The organism is Peribacillus loiseleuriae (assembly GCF_001183985.1).
Classification (GTDB): Bacteria; Bacillota; Bacilli; order Bacillales; family DSM-1321; genus Peribacillus; species Peribacillus loiseleuriae.
In genome coordinates this window covers 2144623-2160234 of the sequence record NZ_LFZW01000001.1, presented here as the reverse complement: position 1 = coordinate 2160234, position 15612 = coordinate 2144623, and the positions used below count along the sequence as shown (strand labels likewise).

Annotated in this window: 16 protein-coding genes and 2 pseudogenes; 2 read left to right on the top strand and 16 right to left on the bottom strand. The window is 33.6% G+C overall.

All coding sequences use genetic code 11. The annotated features are described in order from the left end of the window. Window positions 1-118 precede the first annotated feature (118 nt). The 8 genes and pseudogenes from AC625_RS10190 to AC625_RS10160 form a co-directional block, all read right to left on the bottom strand. Complete coding sequence (locus AC625_RS10190; RefSeq protein ID WP_049681198.1) at window positions 119-730, bottom strand: AAA family ATPase; 612 nt, start codon at window positions 728-730, stop codon at window positions 119-121. Next, complete coding sequence (locus AC625_RS10185) at window positions 724-2070, bottom strand: PTS sugar transporter subunit IIC (protein ID WP_049681197.1); 1347 nt, start codon at window positions 2068-2070, stop codon at window positions 724-726. The genes AC625_RS10190 and AC625_RS10185 overlap by 7 nt, the downstream gene beginning before the upstream one ends. Before the next feature lie 39 nt (window positions 2071-2109). Beyond that, window positions 2110-2433, bottom strand: a complete 324-nt coding sequence (locus AC625_RS10180) for a PTS sugar transporter subunit IIB (RefSeq protein ID WP_049681196.1) — start codon at window positions 2431-2433, stop codon at window positions 2110-2112. Between the two features lie 40 nt (window positions 2434-2473). Then, window positions 2474-2797: a PTS sugar transporter subunit IIA gene (locus AC625_RS10175; RefSeq protein ID WP_049681195.1), complete on the bottom strand. Its 324-nt coding sequence runs from the start codon at window positions 2795-2797 to the stop codon at window positions 2474-2476. 210 nt (window positions 2798-3007) lie between these two features. Further along, window positions 3008-4918, bottom strand: coding sequence for a BglG family transcription antiterminator (locus tag AC625_RS10170; protein ID WP_049681194.1), 1911 nt, complete (start codon window positions 4916-4918; stop codon window positions 3008-3010). Between the two features lie 172 nt (window positions 4919-5090). Beyond that, window positions 5091-5201 carry an IS3 family transposase gene (locus AC625_RS28530; protein WP_425415486.1) on the bottom strand — a complete coding sequence of 37 codons (111 nt, stop codon included), beginning with the start codon at window positions 5199-5201 and terminating at the stop codon, window positions 5091-5093. Between the two features lie 302 nt (window positions 5202-5503). Beyond that, the gene (locus tag AC625_RS10165) at window positions 5504-6121 is read right to left on the bottom strand and encodes a hypothetical protein (RefSeq protein WP_053178062.1); all 618 of its coding nucleotides are present in this window, start codon (window positions 6119-6121) and stop codon (window positions 5504-5506) included. A 374-nt stretch (window positions 6122-6495) separates the two neighbouring features. Beyond that, window positions 6496-6819 (bottom strand): annotated as a pseudogene (locus AC625_RS10160) (DUF1003 domain-containing protein); the annotation flags it as partial. Between the two features lie 30 nt (window positions 6820-6849). Here AC625_RS10160 and AC625_RS10155 point away from each other — a divergent pair. After that, window positions 6850-7287, top strand: coding sequence for a DUF3888 domain-containing protein (locus tag AC625_RS10155; RefSeq protein ID WP_049681193.1), 438 nt, complete (start codon window positions 6850-6852; stop codon window positions 7285-7287). Between the two features lie 37 nt (window positions 7288-7324). Here the strand turns inward: AC625_RS10155 and AC625_RS10150 are convergent, their stop codons facing one another. The 4 genes from AC625_RS10150 to AC625_RS10125 all read right to left on the bottom strand — a co-directional run bounded on the left by AC625_RS10150 (window position 7325) and on the right by AC625_RS10125 (window position 11254). Next, complete coding sequence (locus tag AC625_RS10150; RefSeq protein WP_049681192.1) at window positions 7325-7714, bottom strand: VOC family protein; 390 nt, start codon at window positions 7712-7714, stop codon at window positions 7325-7327. Between the two features lie 494 nt (window positions 7715-8208). Next, window positions 8209-8991, bottom strand: a complete 783-nt coding sequence (locus AC625_RS10145) for a nucleotidyltransferase domain-containing protein (RefSeq protein ID WP_049681191.1) — start codon at window positions 8989-8991, stop codon at window positions 8209-8211. A 911-nt stretch (window positions 8992-9902) separates the two neighbouring features. Beyond that, the gene (locus AC625_RS10135; protein WP_049681190.1) at window positions 9903-10223 is read right to left on the bottom strand and encodes a hypothetical protein; all 321 of its coding nucleotides are present in this window, start codon (window positions 10221-10223) and stop codon (window positions 9903-9905) included. Window positions 10224-10780: 557 nt separating this feature from the next. Next, on the bottom strand, window positions 10781-11254 hold the full coding sequence (locus tag AC625_RS10125) for a MarR family winged helix-turn-helix transcriptional regulator (RefSeq protein WP_049681188.1): 474 nt from the start codon (window positions 11252-11254) through the stop codon (window positions 10781-10783). 151 nt (window positions 11255-11405) lie between these two features. Between AC625_RS10125 and AC625_RS25690 the strand changes: the two are divergent. Beyond that, window positions 11406-11507, top strand: a pseudogene (locus AC625_RS25690) (DUF3238 domain-containing protein); the annotation flags it as partial. On the opposite strand, the gene AC625_RS27255 reads toward AC625_RS25690, so the two are convergent. From AC625_RS27255 to AC625_RS10105, 4 genes are all read right to left on the bottom strand, one after another. Continuing rightward, window positions 11467-11724, bottom strand: coding sequence for a UvrD-helicase domain-containing protein (locus AC625_RS27255; protein WP_180320044.1), 258 nt, complete (start codon window positions 11722-11724; stop codon window positions 11467-11469). The pseudogene AC625_RS25690 and the gene AC625_RS27255 sit on opposite strands and share 41 nt — an antisense overlap. 661 nt (window positions 11725-12385) lie before the next feature. Then, window positions 12386-13219, bottom strand: coding sequence for a metallophosphoesterase (locus AC625_RS10115; RefSeq protein WP_049681186.1), 834 nt, complete (start codon window positions 13217-13219; stop codon window positions 12386-12388). 217 nt (window positions 13220-13436) lie between these two features. Beyond that, entirely contained in the window at window positions 13437-14831 is a 1395-nt protein-coding gene (locus AC625_RS10110) for a sensor histidine kinase (protein WP_049681185.1), read from the bottom strand. Then, entirely contained in the window at window positions 14815-15462 is a 648-nt protein-coding gene (locus tag AC625_RS10105; RefSeq protein WP_049681184.1) for a response regulator transcription factor, read from the bottom strand. The genes AC625_RS10110 and AC625_RS10105 overlap by 17 nt, the downstream gene beginning before the upstream one ends. Window positions 15463-15612 lie beyond the last annotated feature (150 nt).

Below are 15612 nucleotides of genomic sequence, written 5' to 3'. Positions count from 1 at the left end.
CAAGTGAAAATGCACTATTATAGAACTTATTAAAAGATAAATTCCATAATAATTTAAAATAAAAATTATTATGGAATTTATTGAATAATATTACTAATAACTGTCCTTAAGAAAGATGTTAGAACTGCCATCCGTTAAATTTAAATGCAGTGTCACATATGTTTTCCGGATCGTATTCCTCAAGAATTTTTGCATAACGCTCTTTGTAGTTATTATCTACTTCTGCTTGAGGTATTACTTTGCTGGCTTCGTTTAGGAAGTGTAAAGAGTCTTTTCCCATTTCTTGTCCACGCTGAGTGTGTTTATCAAGAGCGTAATCTGGAATCTCTGGCAATTGCCCCATTGCGAAGCTCTTTATGCATATGTTCTTTAATAAATCAGAGGATCTATCCTTTTCACACTGGCATAGATAACGAATTGCATGAACAAAGAACATTGGACGGTCTCCATCTGCATAATCAAAGTTCTTACGCATTTCAAACATGTTGTTTACCATTATTGCTGCCATAGGATTTCCCATTCCTATATCTTCAACAGATATAGTAAGAAGTCTTCTCCACATCTTTTCTTCAAGCTCTGGAGATGATATGTACATCTCATAAGCGAACATGCATGCCTGCTCTTCTAAACCTCTTCTGATTGATTTTTGAAGTGCAGATATTACTTCGTCTCCTGCATAACCATTTCTTGTTGTTATTTTTGACCATGGATCATACATCTTTTTTACCATTCAAACTCCTCCTCTTCCTTAGCTTCTTCTACCTCTTGTTGTATTGCTACCTTTTCATATGCCTTAAAGAACGGATAGAATGTAACTAGACTTAAGCCTATACATAAGAACATGAATATTACGTTTCTTATATCCATACCTGACATCCATCCTTGAATAAAGAAAGGAATGAAAGATGGGTCTGCGATATAACCTGGAGTTATAAAGCCCCACACCTGAGCGTAGTAACCTAATACTACACAGATTGATGGAGTTAATATGTATGGTATAGCCATGAGTGGGTTATATGCTATTGGAACTCCAAAAGTTATAGGCTCATTTATTGAACATATTCCTGGTACTACCGAAATACGAGCTAGAGATTTTAACTTAGCTGATTTTGATTTCCACATCAATACCACTAAACCAAGTGTTCCACCAGCTCCTCCAAGCATAGCATAACGGAATAGCTGAAGGTTCATAGGATTTGTAGGCTCTAAACCTCTTGCCACCATTTCTGCATTAGCACCAGTACCTGCAAGACCAATCATGAATACTATTGAGAATATAACGGAAGTACCATTGATTCCAAGGAACCATAATACATTTGAGAACATTATTATTCCAGCATATACCCATATATTGTTTCCTACGTCAATTGCAGGTGTAAGTAAGCTCATAATAGCCTCTGGGAATGACTTTCCTAATGTAGAGATTAGCATTAAGTTTATTCCATATATAACTATAATATTAATAAATAATGGTAATAAAGAATTAACAAAAGTAGTAACCATACTTGGTACGGAAGAAGGGAATTTCACCTTTATTCCTAGCTTATCTACCATACGAGTGATTTCTACACATGCAAAACTTAAGATTAATGCTACAAACAATCCATCACTTGATAAGTATTGAGATGTAATAGCTGATATAGTTCCATTATCTCCAACTGGTACTTGCACTACACTTGAACATACTAGTAGGAATACTGACATTGTCATTATTCCTGAAACTGCTGCATCCATCTTGTAGCTCTTTGCTAAGCAGTAAGATACAGAGAAGGATGTCATAAGTCCAAGCATTCCAAAGGTCATGTGGTATGGAGCCAAAAGCGACTCACTGTTTGCCATAGCCCACTGTTTCCAATTAATTAAAAATCTTATAAATACATTTGATGTTTCCATGTCTACAGTTTGAATATTTATAGGCGGGTTGTTTAGCATCATAAATATAGAACCGATAACAAGTAGAGGCAGTGTCATCATCATACCATTAGATAAAGCTTTTAAATGACGCTGATTCCCCAGCTTTGTACCTAATGGTGATAAATATTTATCTAGAAAATCTGTAAGTCTTTTCATAACAATTTCCCTTTCCTAATAAACTATTCTACTAAATCTTTACTTTCCAGCCGCTCTCATAAGCTTTACAGCCGCCTTTAGAACCTTTTCACCATTCATCATTCCGTAGTCTCCAGAATCAATTACTGCTATAGGTATCCCAGCATTTCCGAATTCTTTCATTGTTTGATCATGTAAGTACTTTACTTGAGGCCCTAAAAGAATGCAGTCAGGATGAAATGTTGCGATTATCTCCCCTAACTTGTCATGTGGAAAAGCTTTAACCTCAATTTCTAATGAGTGCTGATTTGCAACCTGCTGCATATTAGCGGCTAACATACTTGTAGACATTCCTGCACTACAAAATAAGTAAACTTTTTTCATTTTAATTTTCTCCCTTCATAATTTGATATATATTTTTTTATTATCTTTTTTCTAAAGCTATAATACGTTCATAATTTTCAATCAATTCCTCAGCAAGTATTTTGCACGTTTCAGCAGACATCATCTGATCTTCTGCATGTAATAATAATAAAGTAGGATTTATTCCCTCTCCGCTTGCCTCGCTTTGAATTAATTCGGAATGAGCCTTATGTGCCTGTGCAAATGAATTTTTACCTTCATTTATGCAAGCTTTTGCTTTTTCAAAATTTCCTTTTTTAGCTTCTTGAATTGCTTCAATGTAGCTGCTTTTTGCCATCCCTACAGATGAAATGATTTGAAAACTTACTAACTCTAATTTTTCCATGCTATCTCCTCCTATCCTTGCTTAGAGTATATACCTCTGTAAGCGTTATTTTCTTTAAAATGACTTCCTAATACTTAGGAAATATTTAAGATAATTTTAATTTTATAACCTTTTTAGGAAATAAGTAATTTATAGAATTACCAATACATTCTACTTTAGACCTCAATAAAAAGCCTCATGGTCTATGTAAGACCTATGAAGCTTCTAATTTTATTTCAAAATATTTTCTACGAACTCATCGTAATTCTTTACTTCCAGTATGCTTGCAAATTTGCTTGAGTTTGATATTATGCTACTTAGCCAGTCAAAGAATATTCTAAGTAGTTTACGATTCTCTTCGGTTATGGCTAACAATATTACAAACCGCGCATCAAACTCTCCCCACTTTATAGGATTGTTAAGGATAGCAATGCTTAGAGTGGACAGTATAGTAGCTCTACCATTGATACTGTGAGGAACAGAAAAGCCATAGACGAAAGACGTGGCAGAAATGCTCTCTCTATGAAGGACACTTTCCTTAAACTCATCCGTCACATATCCCTTATCATATAACCTATCACACATTTGTGAAATTATTTCTGTAGGAGTCTCTCCCTTGATTCCAGTATAGAAGAATTCCTTTTTTATCAGCTTTAGTATAAGAATTTGAAAATCGTCCTTATATCGTATTTCATCCAGCCTATTCAACGCCTGAAATATATTGCTTTCATCCTTATGATTCACGAACAAGGAGATTTCTATAGTTAAAATATCAAGGCTATGCTCTAAAGGCAGTGTTGTCAAAATTAAATCAGGCTTTAAATCATCTATGGCTGATGCTTCAAAGAAATTCATACATTCTATGATTTCTATCCTGTCACTGAATCTATTCATTACCTTTTGAAGGCACAAATCTGATAATGTCTGATTATATGGATAAATCATTAACACCTTATACTTACGTGTAAGATTTGCCCTTTCGTAAGCAGACCCTAGGTGAAGAGCAATAAAAGAGATTTCATTTTCTTTGATACGTATATGGATTTGTTCTTCCAGAAGCTTACACACCCTGACACCCATTTCAAAGACGAGAGGATATTTACGCTTTATCTCCTGAAGATACATATTGTCCACCTCTATATTATGAATGTGCCTCTCTAAAAGAGATATTATGTGCATTTCAAAACCAACCTTGAATTCATTGTCATCACTGAAGTCTATATCGAAGGTAGTTTTGATATCATCTATAATATTTAAAACCAAATCCGAGGCAGAGTAATCCATCTTTTCTTTTACTATCTCATTAGAGTAGCTCGCTCCCTTCTTACCTAAAAGAAGAAGTGCAAATAAAACCACCTCATCCTCAACAATCTTTATATTGATCTCAGATGCTACTTTGTAGAAAACCTTTTGAGCAATCTCGTACTCCATACTATTTTTCAGTTCTTTACTGCCTCTATCAGTTTTTATGAAGTTATATCTTATCATTCTTTCTATTGTTACCCCTATGTGAATCATAAGTCCTGGAATAGCAAGCTCCCTCACATGATAATGATACTCCTTTAGTGTTTCTTCCAAAATCGTCTTAACCCTTATCAAATCAAAGTCCTTGAAGAGAGATGCCATCTTATTTAAATTTAGGAAATTTCCTTTGGTTTCATCAGTTAATAAATTCTTATAGAGACTTCTCTTTTCCTCCTCGTTGCCTGTAAGCTCAATGTAATTACTGCGTCTTATAATCTTCAGGCTATGATACCTAGCTAAAAGTATTCTAATCTTCTTTATATCATTATCTAGAGAAGACTCTGATATAAAAATCTTTTCCTGAAGGAGCACAAGATTTATCTTGCTCTTTCCAAAAAGCAGTTCTTGAATTATATAAGCACATCTCTCCTCTGAGGTTTGAGGGATGATTTCGCTTATCTCTATTTTCAAGTTCTGCATCTTGTATTCATCAATTTTGTAACCCTGTCTTACATCAGATTCTATCAATACGTCTTCATAAAAATTATTAATGCCAGCAATGTCATTTCGAATGGTTCTATCAGATACACCAAGTAGCTTTGCTAGTTCTCTTCCTACAATCCACTCTTTATTTTCACTCATGAGCATTATTATTTTTTTCTGCCTCTTACTTAACATACAAAGCCCCCTCTTTTAATATATTTCATACTTCCAGCTCTAAAGTTTAATTAGCTCTATAATTCATATACTTTAATTCCTATAATTCCTACAATAAAACTTATATTGGTTTGTCAACACTAAACTAGACATTTTTTTTAAGGTGTTCTTTTTTATACTCAATAGGGCTTAATTATCCAAGTGTTCCGTGAATTCTAATGTGATTAAACCAATGAACATAAGCATCTAATTCTAACTTTAACTGTTCCAAACTATCAAAATACATTCCCTTTACGTTATAGATGAATTTATGTTTAGTTATTATAACAGCGAAAGAATATTATCGATTTCCAATGAATGGGAGTCTAATAAATTTCTAACTAATAGGTTACCAATCCTCCGAAATATAATTATGGCACATAATTTGGGTATGTATAATGTGTCAATACCCACAATATTATCACAGTTAGAAGGCTTTTTAATTGATGTGTTTAGCATTAAAGGCAAAGTAGATGGCGCTATCATAAAAACATTACTAAACCACATTTTAAAAGATTATGGAAATCCGATTAGTGAATTTAGTTTTGATCATGATATCCATGATTTTTATGAGAGAAATATTTTGGTAGGTTTTGAACATGGAAAAGAGATTGGTTCAGATATAAGTAGAAATGCAATACTACATGGTGCTGATATTTCGTATGGTAATTTAGCCACTGAATGTTTCACAGGACCATAAAAAGGATTTTTATCGATTAAATGATGTGGTATAAAATCAATTGTTTTCGCTTGATACATTTTATTTCGGTATTCATAAACAATAATAATATCTCCAACAAACATCGCGGGTGATATTTGTCCGCTTACTCTCACCATAAGATTTTTGTTAATTACTTTATAATCAATAATGCTGCCAAAACCTATATCCTCAAATAAATGCGAAGGTTCTATAGATTTAGTATCAACAGTGGATACTTTGTCCCCCACAATAATTTCGGCTTTTTCAGTAGTTAATTTTGTTTTTACGTTTTTATAGATAATCGCTAAAGGATTATCAACAAGTACATCAATCAATCTATTTGTATACCTATAGACATAAACTTCTTCATCTAATGCACCAGAACCATATCCTTTTGTTAATGTAATGATTAATTCCTTTCTTCCATCTTGGTTTATGTCTTCGTAAAATAATTTCGGGGCATAGGTAGGATTTGTAACATTCATCCAATAAGGTCTGAAGTAAGTTTCTCCTTTAAAATGAATTTTGAAATCTTGAAATAAACCATTCTTTTGCTTAGCATATAAGGTTATATTTTCTTTAGGTAACTCTGAAACAACTCTATATTCTTTTTCGTCTGCCTCTGAGTTTTAGGCATAACAAAAAAAATAATAACCAATAAGAAAATAATGTATCTTTTCATAGACAACACCCCATTTTCAGTTATTACAGGAATGCTGCCCCGTTAGCTTAATCTCTTTTGTATAGGTTATTCTAATTTTCCCCATGAAAAAATCCCCTTCATAGAAGACAGTATAATCCTTTCTTTTTACTGTCCACTATAAGGGGATAATAACAACGTGAAGATCCCTTTTTATAATCAATTTTCTTTTTTTTGTTGTTTTAGTAAGTCTCTAATCTCTGTTAATTGGCTTTCTATATTGTGTAGACGACTTTGCATATCATCAATCTCTTGCTCTGCTTTATAATTAATCGCAAAATCTATCACCGATTCATTTTTATCACGTATAGCTTGACGATTTTGACTCATCATAATAACAGGTGCTTGAAATGCTGCGATAAAGGATAAACATAAGTTCAATAAAATAAACGGTTCCGAGTCAAAATGAAATGCTTTTGTAATTGATAAGCTATTCCAAATCATCCAAACTGCAAGAGTACAACTAAAATAAATGATAAATTTCCAACTGCCTCCAAAGGTGTATTGAAGAGAATGAAAAAGATGTTAATCGTTTTTATACTATTCCTTGTTCTTATTACTTCTTTTCAAACAACAATCCTTTCATCAGCTGAACCAACTCAAGACTCAGAAGAGCTTAGGTTACAGGGTATGCTTATGAACATGCTTACTCCTTATATTGCAAAAGATTTGAATAACTATTATTACCCGAAGATTTTAAAGGATTTTTCACCTAATGTCACACCATGGAAAATTGAAGTGATTGAAACAAGAAGAGTAAATCGTTTCCGTGGTTTTATATTAGAAATTACATTTGAAATTGAGCCTACCGATGGTGGACACTGGGTTCCAGTAGGGAAGGACCGAATGACCTATGAAATATCTTATGGACCTGAGGTTAAATTGATAAATCACACGCACCTAAAGACGTATAAATACCCTCCCGAATTATACTGCCCGTTACTTCAATAAAAAAGAGCCAGTAATGGCAGCCTTTATCTTTGCCTACTTATAGATCTTTTTGATTAACATTTAGTTCAATCAGATTACCATCTGGGTCGGCACAGAAAATTTGTGCGAATCCACTTTTTCCGTTTGGTTTTTCAAGGATTTCAACTTCATTCTGTTTTAACCATTTAAGAGTGTCATAGTAGCTTTCAACTCTAAGGGCAAAGTGACCTTCTCTACTGGATAAGCTTTTATCCTTACGAATCGTCTGTGAAGAGGGATCGACTATCAAGTGAAGTTGATGTCCCTCTATTTCATACCAAGCTCCTGGAAAATCAAAATCAGGACGCTGTATTTCTTTTAAACATAAAGTTTTACCATAGAATTCTTTTGCTCTTTCCAAATCTGCCACAGTAAGACTAACATGATCGAGGCATTTATATTTAATCAAAACCTTCACTTCTTTCATTTCATCATTTTATTTTTTACCTTAGTCGTTTTGTGGTTGAGATGCCCCCTCGCACCGCACCTGGATCTTGATTGGTTAATTTAAATAATTCGGCAACTAGAATCAATAATCCTTCTTCAACTAAAATGCCCGTTAGTTGAACAAGGTTTCTAAGGATCGTATGCATACTCTATACAAATCTAGTTAACATAAAGTCAATTTTCGGAACTTCCGAAATATAAAACCCATTGGTACTCAAGGGGTTCCGAAGGGTCCATTTTTATCGTTTATACATGATTTTAGACATTGTTGATGAATCAACATCTTCGGCTTCTGAAGAAGCCTGGTAGCTGCATAAAAAGGGGTATTTTATGCAAATTCTTCTTTCACTAAAGCTCCCCGTTTGTTTAAGTGTGATTCTACACAAATTAATTAGCTACATAAAAAGCAATCCTTCGAAATAAATACCGCTTTTTAGCTCTAAAAGGTCACCTTTTCTATTTTCCTTCAATGGTATTCTCGTTAAACCAAATAATAAAATAATCAATGTAATTTAATACCCCATCCAAGGTTGGGACCTTTTGTTGAAGAAATACATACTCGATTTCTTTAAAATATTCTTCTCTAGGGAAATAATACTGAAGAATTATAAGATTTTCTTGAATACTTGTAGACCAACTTTTATCTCTTTCAGCTACATAGCAATATGCTCCTCTTACAATACGTTTTAATATCGATAGTAATGTATAATGGTCAACTTCTTTTTCCAGAATTACATCACGATAACTTGTGAGTGAATCGATAAGATTTTCATTTAATGCCTTACTGATATGAGCATTTGGCTTCATTTTAGGAAAGTGTACGGACAAATCCTCTCCATAAATACTAGTACAGACGTGTCTCAACCAAAATCCCCAATAATATTGGCTATTTTCTTTAAATACATCTGCTGTAACTCCTATATCGTAATCTACTTTTGGCACGATTGGATTGTCACATATAAACATTTTTGTTTCTTCATCTAAACGTGCCATTTCTTGAGGAGAGAGTGGAGATGTCAAAATTACTGATAAATCAATATCTGAAGTACCTAATAAAGCCTCGCCTCGACCCACACTGCCATAGATATAAACACTATGTAATTTTGTTCCTGCACACCTTTTTAAAATCTCAACAACTTGACTAAGAAGTCCTTGGTATACACCATCAATTTTATTTAACGAGGTTTTGTTTAAGATATACCCGTCATTATCTACATCTATTCTTGTTGGAAACTGCACATTACTCCCCCCTCCTTTTAAGTATTTTATATTCTAGAGTACACTTTTCCTGCTAAAAATTAAAGCCAATATTTGATAGTTTATTAATTGGGCTCATTTAGTTATACACAGCTTTATTCAACTATTCTGCTTCGTTAGTTCAATAAGAAAAAAGAACACCTATGCAACTCATTGATCTTCAAGTAGTCGAGTAGAAGGGAACCTCTCTACCTTGCGGTAGATTGTGTTCCTCCCCCCTCACAGAACCGTGCTTGCGCTATTTACGCACACGGCTCCTCCTAGTCACCATTCACAAAATATAGCTAATCTCTTTCGCTCAGATTTTGCTAATTCTGCTATCCTTAATAGTTTTGTGTCCATTTATTATCCCTACCTCTGCGTGTAGTAAATGTGCCCCTAGTAAGGGTGATAACTTGGTAGCAGCCTTTCCTCCATCGGCATTACCCAACTTCATTGGTACTACGCTGCTATCCGACTCCCTACAACGGCATTTGGCTTCCTTGCTTATTATCGCTTGTACACCATACTCTTCTATAAGAAGAAAAGACCGGTAGGGTCTCCCGAGTTGCCGTATCATATCAATGTGTGACGTGCCAAGGTCTCTGACTCCAGAGAGGTTCTATCCTTCTTGCCTTTAACGATGGATAAAATGTAGCTTTCTGCTGTGCTTAAGGCATCAGCCCTCTCGATTTACTAACATTATGGAGCTCAATCCCTTCAACCATTTGGCTTTCGGCCCGCCACCTAACTGTCTACGCTTAAAGGCTAATGTTACCATTAGCCCTCCAAGACTCGCTACGAGTGAATGGCTAGTTCTTTCTCGACGGGAATCCCACCCGCTATATGATACGACCTAGGCTCGGCCGCACAAGCTACCCGTTAGTTCAATAAACCTAACTAAATTTTCTTAGTCATCTCAAAGTATCATCGTCATCAAGATGTCCTATTTGACTTAATATCCAAGGATTATCTCCATCCTTAGAATAACTGGTAAAATACGTTTTATTAACTTCAATTAGATTCCAGACCATTGGTTCTTCAACCATTATCTTTACTTTCTCTTGCTTTGTTATATTGAATGGGTTAAATGCTATTATCCATGCTTCTTTGTAATCTTTTGAATAGCCTTTTTCAACTACTTGCAAATACGATGTCGTTGATGAAGAGGGTCCTCCGCAAGCTGTAATTACCAAAAAGAAAAAGATAATCAATGAACTCAAAATCTTCTTCATTGTTCTTCCCCCCCAGAGTTGGTGCATGCTGGCAATATTCAATATAGGTTATTCTATTTCCTTCTTAAAGTAAACTGCCCCTTTAGTTGAATAAGGTTTTTTTTTGAATGTATGATATTAGGTAGAATCATACATTCGAAAAAGGCCGTCATTTGGCAGCCTTTTTATGGGGCTAACGCACCCGTAGCTTAAGTACATTTCTTCACATATCACTTTTTCTATTCACCGTATAATAATTGGTTTTCTACATATCTTTGTGTAATCTTCATTCTCGGCTAATTTACTTACCTTTACATCCTTTATAATCCAGTCTGTAAGAGACTTGTTCTCGACCTTCAAAGTGAACAGGTGATATGGAGGCATTATCGCTCTTTCATAGGTTACGAATTGATAAGTTATTTCATATCTGTATGCTTGGTCAGGTTTAGTCTTAACCTCTACAAACTTACAAAAATTAGATAGGTACACCTCTCCAAAATAATCTTTAATTACAAGAATGCTGCACTGGTTAGTACGAATTTAAACACGCTTCAAAATCTCCTTTATAAACTCTATTTTTACCAGACAGGTCTTGACCTCAATGATAATTTACCTTCATTTTCTTTATAAACTAATTTTGATAAATCTTCTTTTAGCATTTGCAGGCGTTCAGCACCTATGTTTTCAATCCAACGTTGCTCAATCTCAGTTAGTATCTTTTCTTTTGCTTTCGCTACTAACCAACCTCGTTCGGTCAAAACAATAATTTTCCCTCTCTTATCAGTGGGATGAGCTTTGCGCATTACATAGCCACAGTTCTCAAGATAATCCACCATTTTACTCACAGCTTGCTTTGTAATTCCTAAATATTCGGCTAGTTCTATACCTGTTGCTCCTTTGGGAGTGATGCATTTAAACATAAAACCATGTGCAGGTCTAATATCTCCAAATCCCAATTCACTCAATCTGTCATGTAATTCATTAATTGATGTTCTAAAGGATAATGATAAAAGTGATGTAAGATCCAATTCACTAAATACTTCATGATTCATACATAAAACCTCCTTAAATAAAGTCAATCAGGTTGACTTCATTTAAAATTCATTGTACTATACGCAATGTAGTCAATCAAATTGACCATAATTCAATTATAATAGAAATAGGATTCACCGAAACAAAATTCATACATTATGGAGGGTTCTCATGGCTAACATCGTTAAAATTAGAGGAAGTGTATTTGCACCGTATGCTTGGTTGGAACCTATTAAAGATCCTGTAACAGAAAAGATATTCGAATACACTGGTATGTCTCATTTATAAGATCATCGAAATCATAATAATTTTCTTCTTTCCACTCTTCATAAAGGCGATATACTTTTTCCAATTCACCCAATTCTTGAGGTTCGGGCATAACATCTTGAGGACGTATCATACTGTTTTTCCAATGGGAAATCACACGTACTACTGCTTCTGGAGAATAGGCTTCATGACGATCTATTTTCCTAAGAAATATCTTAATCATGATATGCTTTCTCGTCCCATGAAATCTTTCAATATACAATCCATGACAATAATCAATGCAACTACTAATAAGTAATATGACAATCCATACCGGCTCACCCCAAGCATAAAAACATAATGAGGTTATTAACAGAATGATGTTTTTAAACTTTCTATTTTTCACTGAGTAATAAAGTATTATGTTGATGGGTAGAAACAAATAAATGAACAAAAGACTTGAAAAAACCATCGTATCCTCCTCCTTTCATTTACATAGTAACAATCCAATGTCACAACAATATAACAAAAAATTATTTCTGTTGGTTTATTATAAAAACAGCATCGCTCCTTGCTAATTGGATGAATTCAGACATAAACAACTACTAAAAATCGAGTAGGTGAGAGCGACTAACTCCCGTTCCCTCACACCACCTTAAATAAGGATCCGTATAGTGCCGTTCAATTCAAATTATTCTTCTATGAAGTTCGTAATCCTCAGACCGGAGAATTGCCGCCTGCTTTCTGCAGATTCCCCGTCACCAATGACACCTTTGTACATGGCTAGCCACTATATCTGTCTTCGCAGTTCAAGACTTTTACCCTATAGATTACCTCCATTCTGGGAACACAAAAAAAGCTGTCGAGAAAATTCTCGTCAGCTTCTTTTTTTAACAATTATAAATTTACAAATTAATATTGAAAACTGAGATTTCAGGCGGAACCATAAAACGAACAGGAATTCTAGATGTTCCAATTCCTGTATTTACGTAAAGCTGCATTCCGTTACTTTTATTAATAGTATAAAATCCATGGTTATATTTTTCAGCCAAAGCAGTAGACACGGTTTTAATAAAAGGAAGCTGAACCTGTCCTCCGTGACTATGTCCAGCTAAAAGAAAATCAACAGAAGTATCTTTTAAAAGGTCTGCCATATCAGGCTCATGCATGAGCACAATTTCGTAATCACAATCGTTCTCCTTTTTCATCAACATGCGCTCTATATCAGGATTTCCAAACAAAGCATCATCCACCCCTCCCATAAAGAGCTTCTTTCCATTTGATACAGTTACATTCACACCGTTATTTTTTAATAATGTAAAGCCTGAATTTGTTAATACATCTTCATATATTCTAACAGCTCCACCACCGTAATCACGGTTTCCCCAGATTGCATATTTCCCGAACGTAGCTTTTAGCTTTGATAAACTTCCAGTTACTTCCTTTGTGGGTTGAAACGCAGAAAAATTTTCAAATAAATCTCCTGTAAAAACAATAATATTAGGAGATAATTTATTAACCTTTTCTACCAAACTATTTAGTTCTTCTATCGTATAAGATTCACTTACTTGAATATCCGATATTTGGACTACTTTGACTGATTCACCCTTGACTTCATTTAAATCATAAGAATGAATTACAGTCATCGCTGGCTCAATTTTAAAAGCGTATCCTATTAGTAAGAAAATTAATATCATGAATAATAAAACTATTTTTACTAGCATTTTAAAACTCTTCATTAGTATTCAAATGCTCCTTTCAAATATATATCAGTTATTATAAAGGAGCTTTGTTACAGTATTGTGTACTGTTTATGATAGCCGAATTTTAAAATCGATTTCACCATACTAAGAAGATACTTAATAAGAAAAAGAACGAGCACCATATCGATGCTCGTTCTTTTTCTTATTTTTATCCTCGAATTAAGGAACATTCAATGATACCTTGGAGTTTTTATCATTCTACTAAATCAAACCAAATATTAAAACTAATATCCGAGTCCACTAACATAACTTCATACTGTAATTCATTTTTTGCTAAGATGCTGGCAACAATGGACAAACCTAGCCCTGTCCCCGACACCTCTTTGTTCCTCGATTCTTCTACTACATAGAACGCATCCCAAATATATGGGAGATACTCTTGTTGCAAACGTGTTGTTTTATTACAAATAGTAAACTTAATTTTGTTCTTATCTTCACATGTTAGCTTAATTTCAAAATAGTGTTCTTCACCATATTTAATAGCATTACTTATTAGATTATTCATTACGATTTCAATTTGACTACTATCTTCATTGATTATTGAATTTTGTATTGAATCAATATTTTGCACTACGTGTACATTCTTGTTTTTCAATGAAATATTATATTGCGCAATGATTTTTTGAAGAAGATTTTTTAATTCAAATGGCTCTTTTTTCACTTCTAGTTCGTGTACTTTAGATAGTTTAATTAAATAATCAACCATTTCTGAAGTGTAATTTACTTGTTCTAAAATGATATCTGTATACGATCCATCATCAAGACCATCTTTTATACCGACTGTATACGCTTGTATTAATGACAACGGTGTTTTTACTTCATGAGAGATGCTTGAAATTAATGTATTTAAACTTTGATTTTTCTTTTCTAACTCTGAATGAACACTTTTCAAACGATCGCTCATTTCATTGATACTATGTGATAATTCTTCAATCTCATCACCTGTGGTTATTTCCACCTGTTTAAAATTTAAATTTGAAATATCTTTCGCTACATTTTTTAGTATCTCTAAAGGAGTAATTATTTTCTTTGAGAAGAAAGCTACTAGTAATAAACTGATTATAATTCCAAATAGAATGGAGTATAAATAGAATTGGTTCACTATTTTTAAAGCATCTGTATTATGAACGACCACTGTTCCTAATAACACTAAATGATGCTCTTGCTCATATAGCACGGTTAGAAGACTCGACTTCAGTTTTCCTTGATTAAATAAAAGCCTTACTGTTTTTCCTTCATTTACTTTTTTCAGCGTCTCCTCTGTAATCCAAAATTTATTTAAAACAATTTTATCTTTAAACAATGCAAATTGGACATTATCATTAATTTCGTCAATACTATCGCTATTTTCAATAATAATAATCGTAACATTATTAACATTTTCTATATTTTGTTCTACATCTCTTAGTTGTTGGATCGTTAAATCATCGATTTCTTCATAGATGGTGTTAACTTTATTTTTCATTTTATACAGATAATAATCGGAGGAAAAGTAATTGTTCAATAAAAACGAAACGCCGAAAACGATGAGCATAATTATACTCACCATCATTAACAATTTTTCACTAATTTTATTCATCTTTATCATTAAAGCTATACCCCATTCCTCTATGGGTTATGACATGGTTAGCCCCAATCTTGTCGCGTAGCCTATTAATATGCGTATCGACTGTTCGTTCCTCACCGAGATAGTCCAAGCCCCAAACCATTGATAACAAAGAATTTCTAGATAGGATTTGCCCCTTTTTATTGTATAGAAGCTCCAACAAGTCATATTCTTTCTTAGAGAGTACTAAGTCTTCTTCATCTTTATATACTTTTTTGCTTTGTAAATTTATTTTCAAATTTCTTATTTTAACCAATTTTTCTGTTCCGAGCATTTTTTTCACTCTTAAGATCAATATACGTGGATCAAACGGCTTACGAATATATTCATCTGCACCAATATCTAGTGCAACAAATTCATCATCATTGGACGACTTTGCAGTTAACATGACCACTTTAGTTAAGCTTACTTTCTTTATTTCACGGCATACGTCAATACCACTTAATTTAGGCATCATCCAATCCAAAACTGCAAGATCGATTTTTTTCGAATAAAAGATTTCAAGTGCTTCTTCCCCTTCAGAAGCGACACTTACATTAAAACCTTCTTTCTCAAAATAGATTTTTAAGATAGTAGTCATATGTTTTTCATCATCAGCAATTAGTATGTTCACTTTATACAAACTCCTTATCTGTTATACAAATAACTATTTACACATTAACTTCTCTTGAAAATAAAGGGGTAAAAGGTGAAATCCTTAAACGTAGACTTCACCTTTTTTCTAATATTTATACGCTAACTGCCGCATACGTAATTATTACTT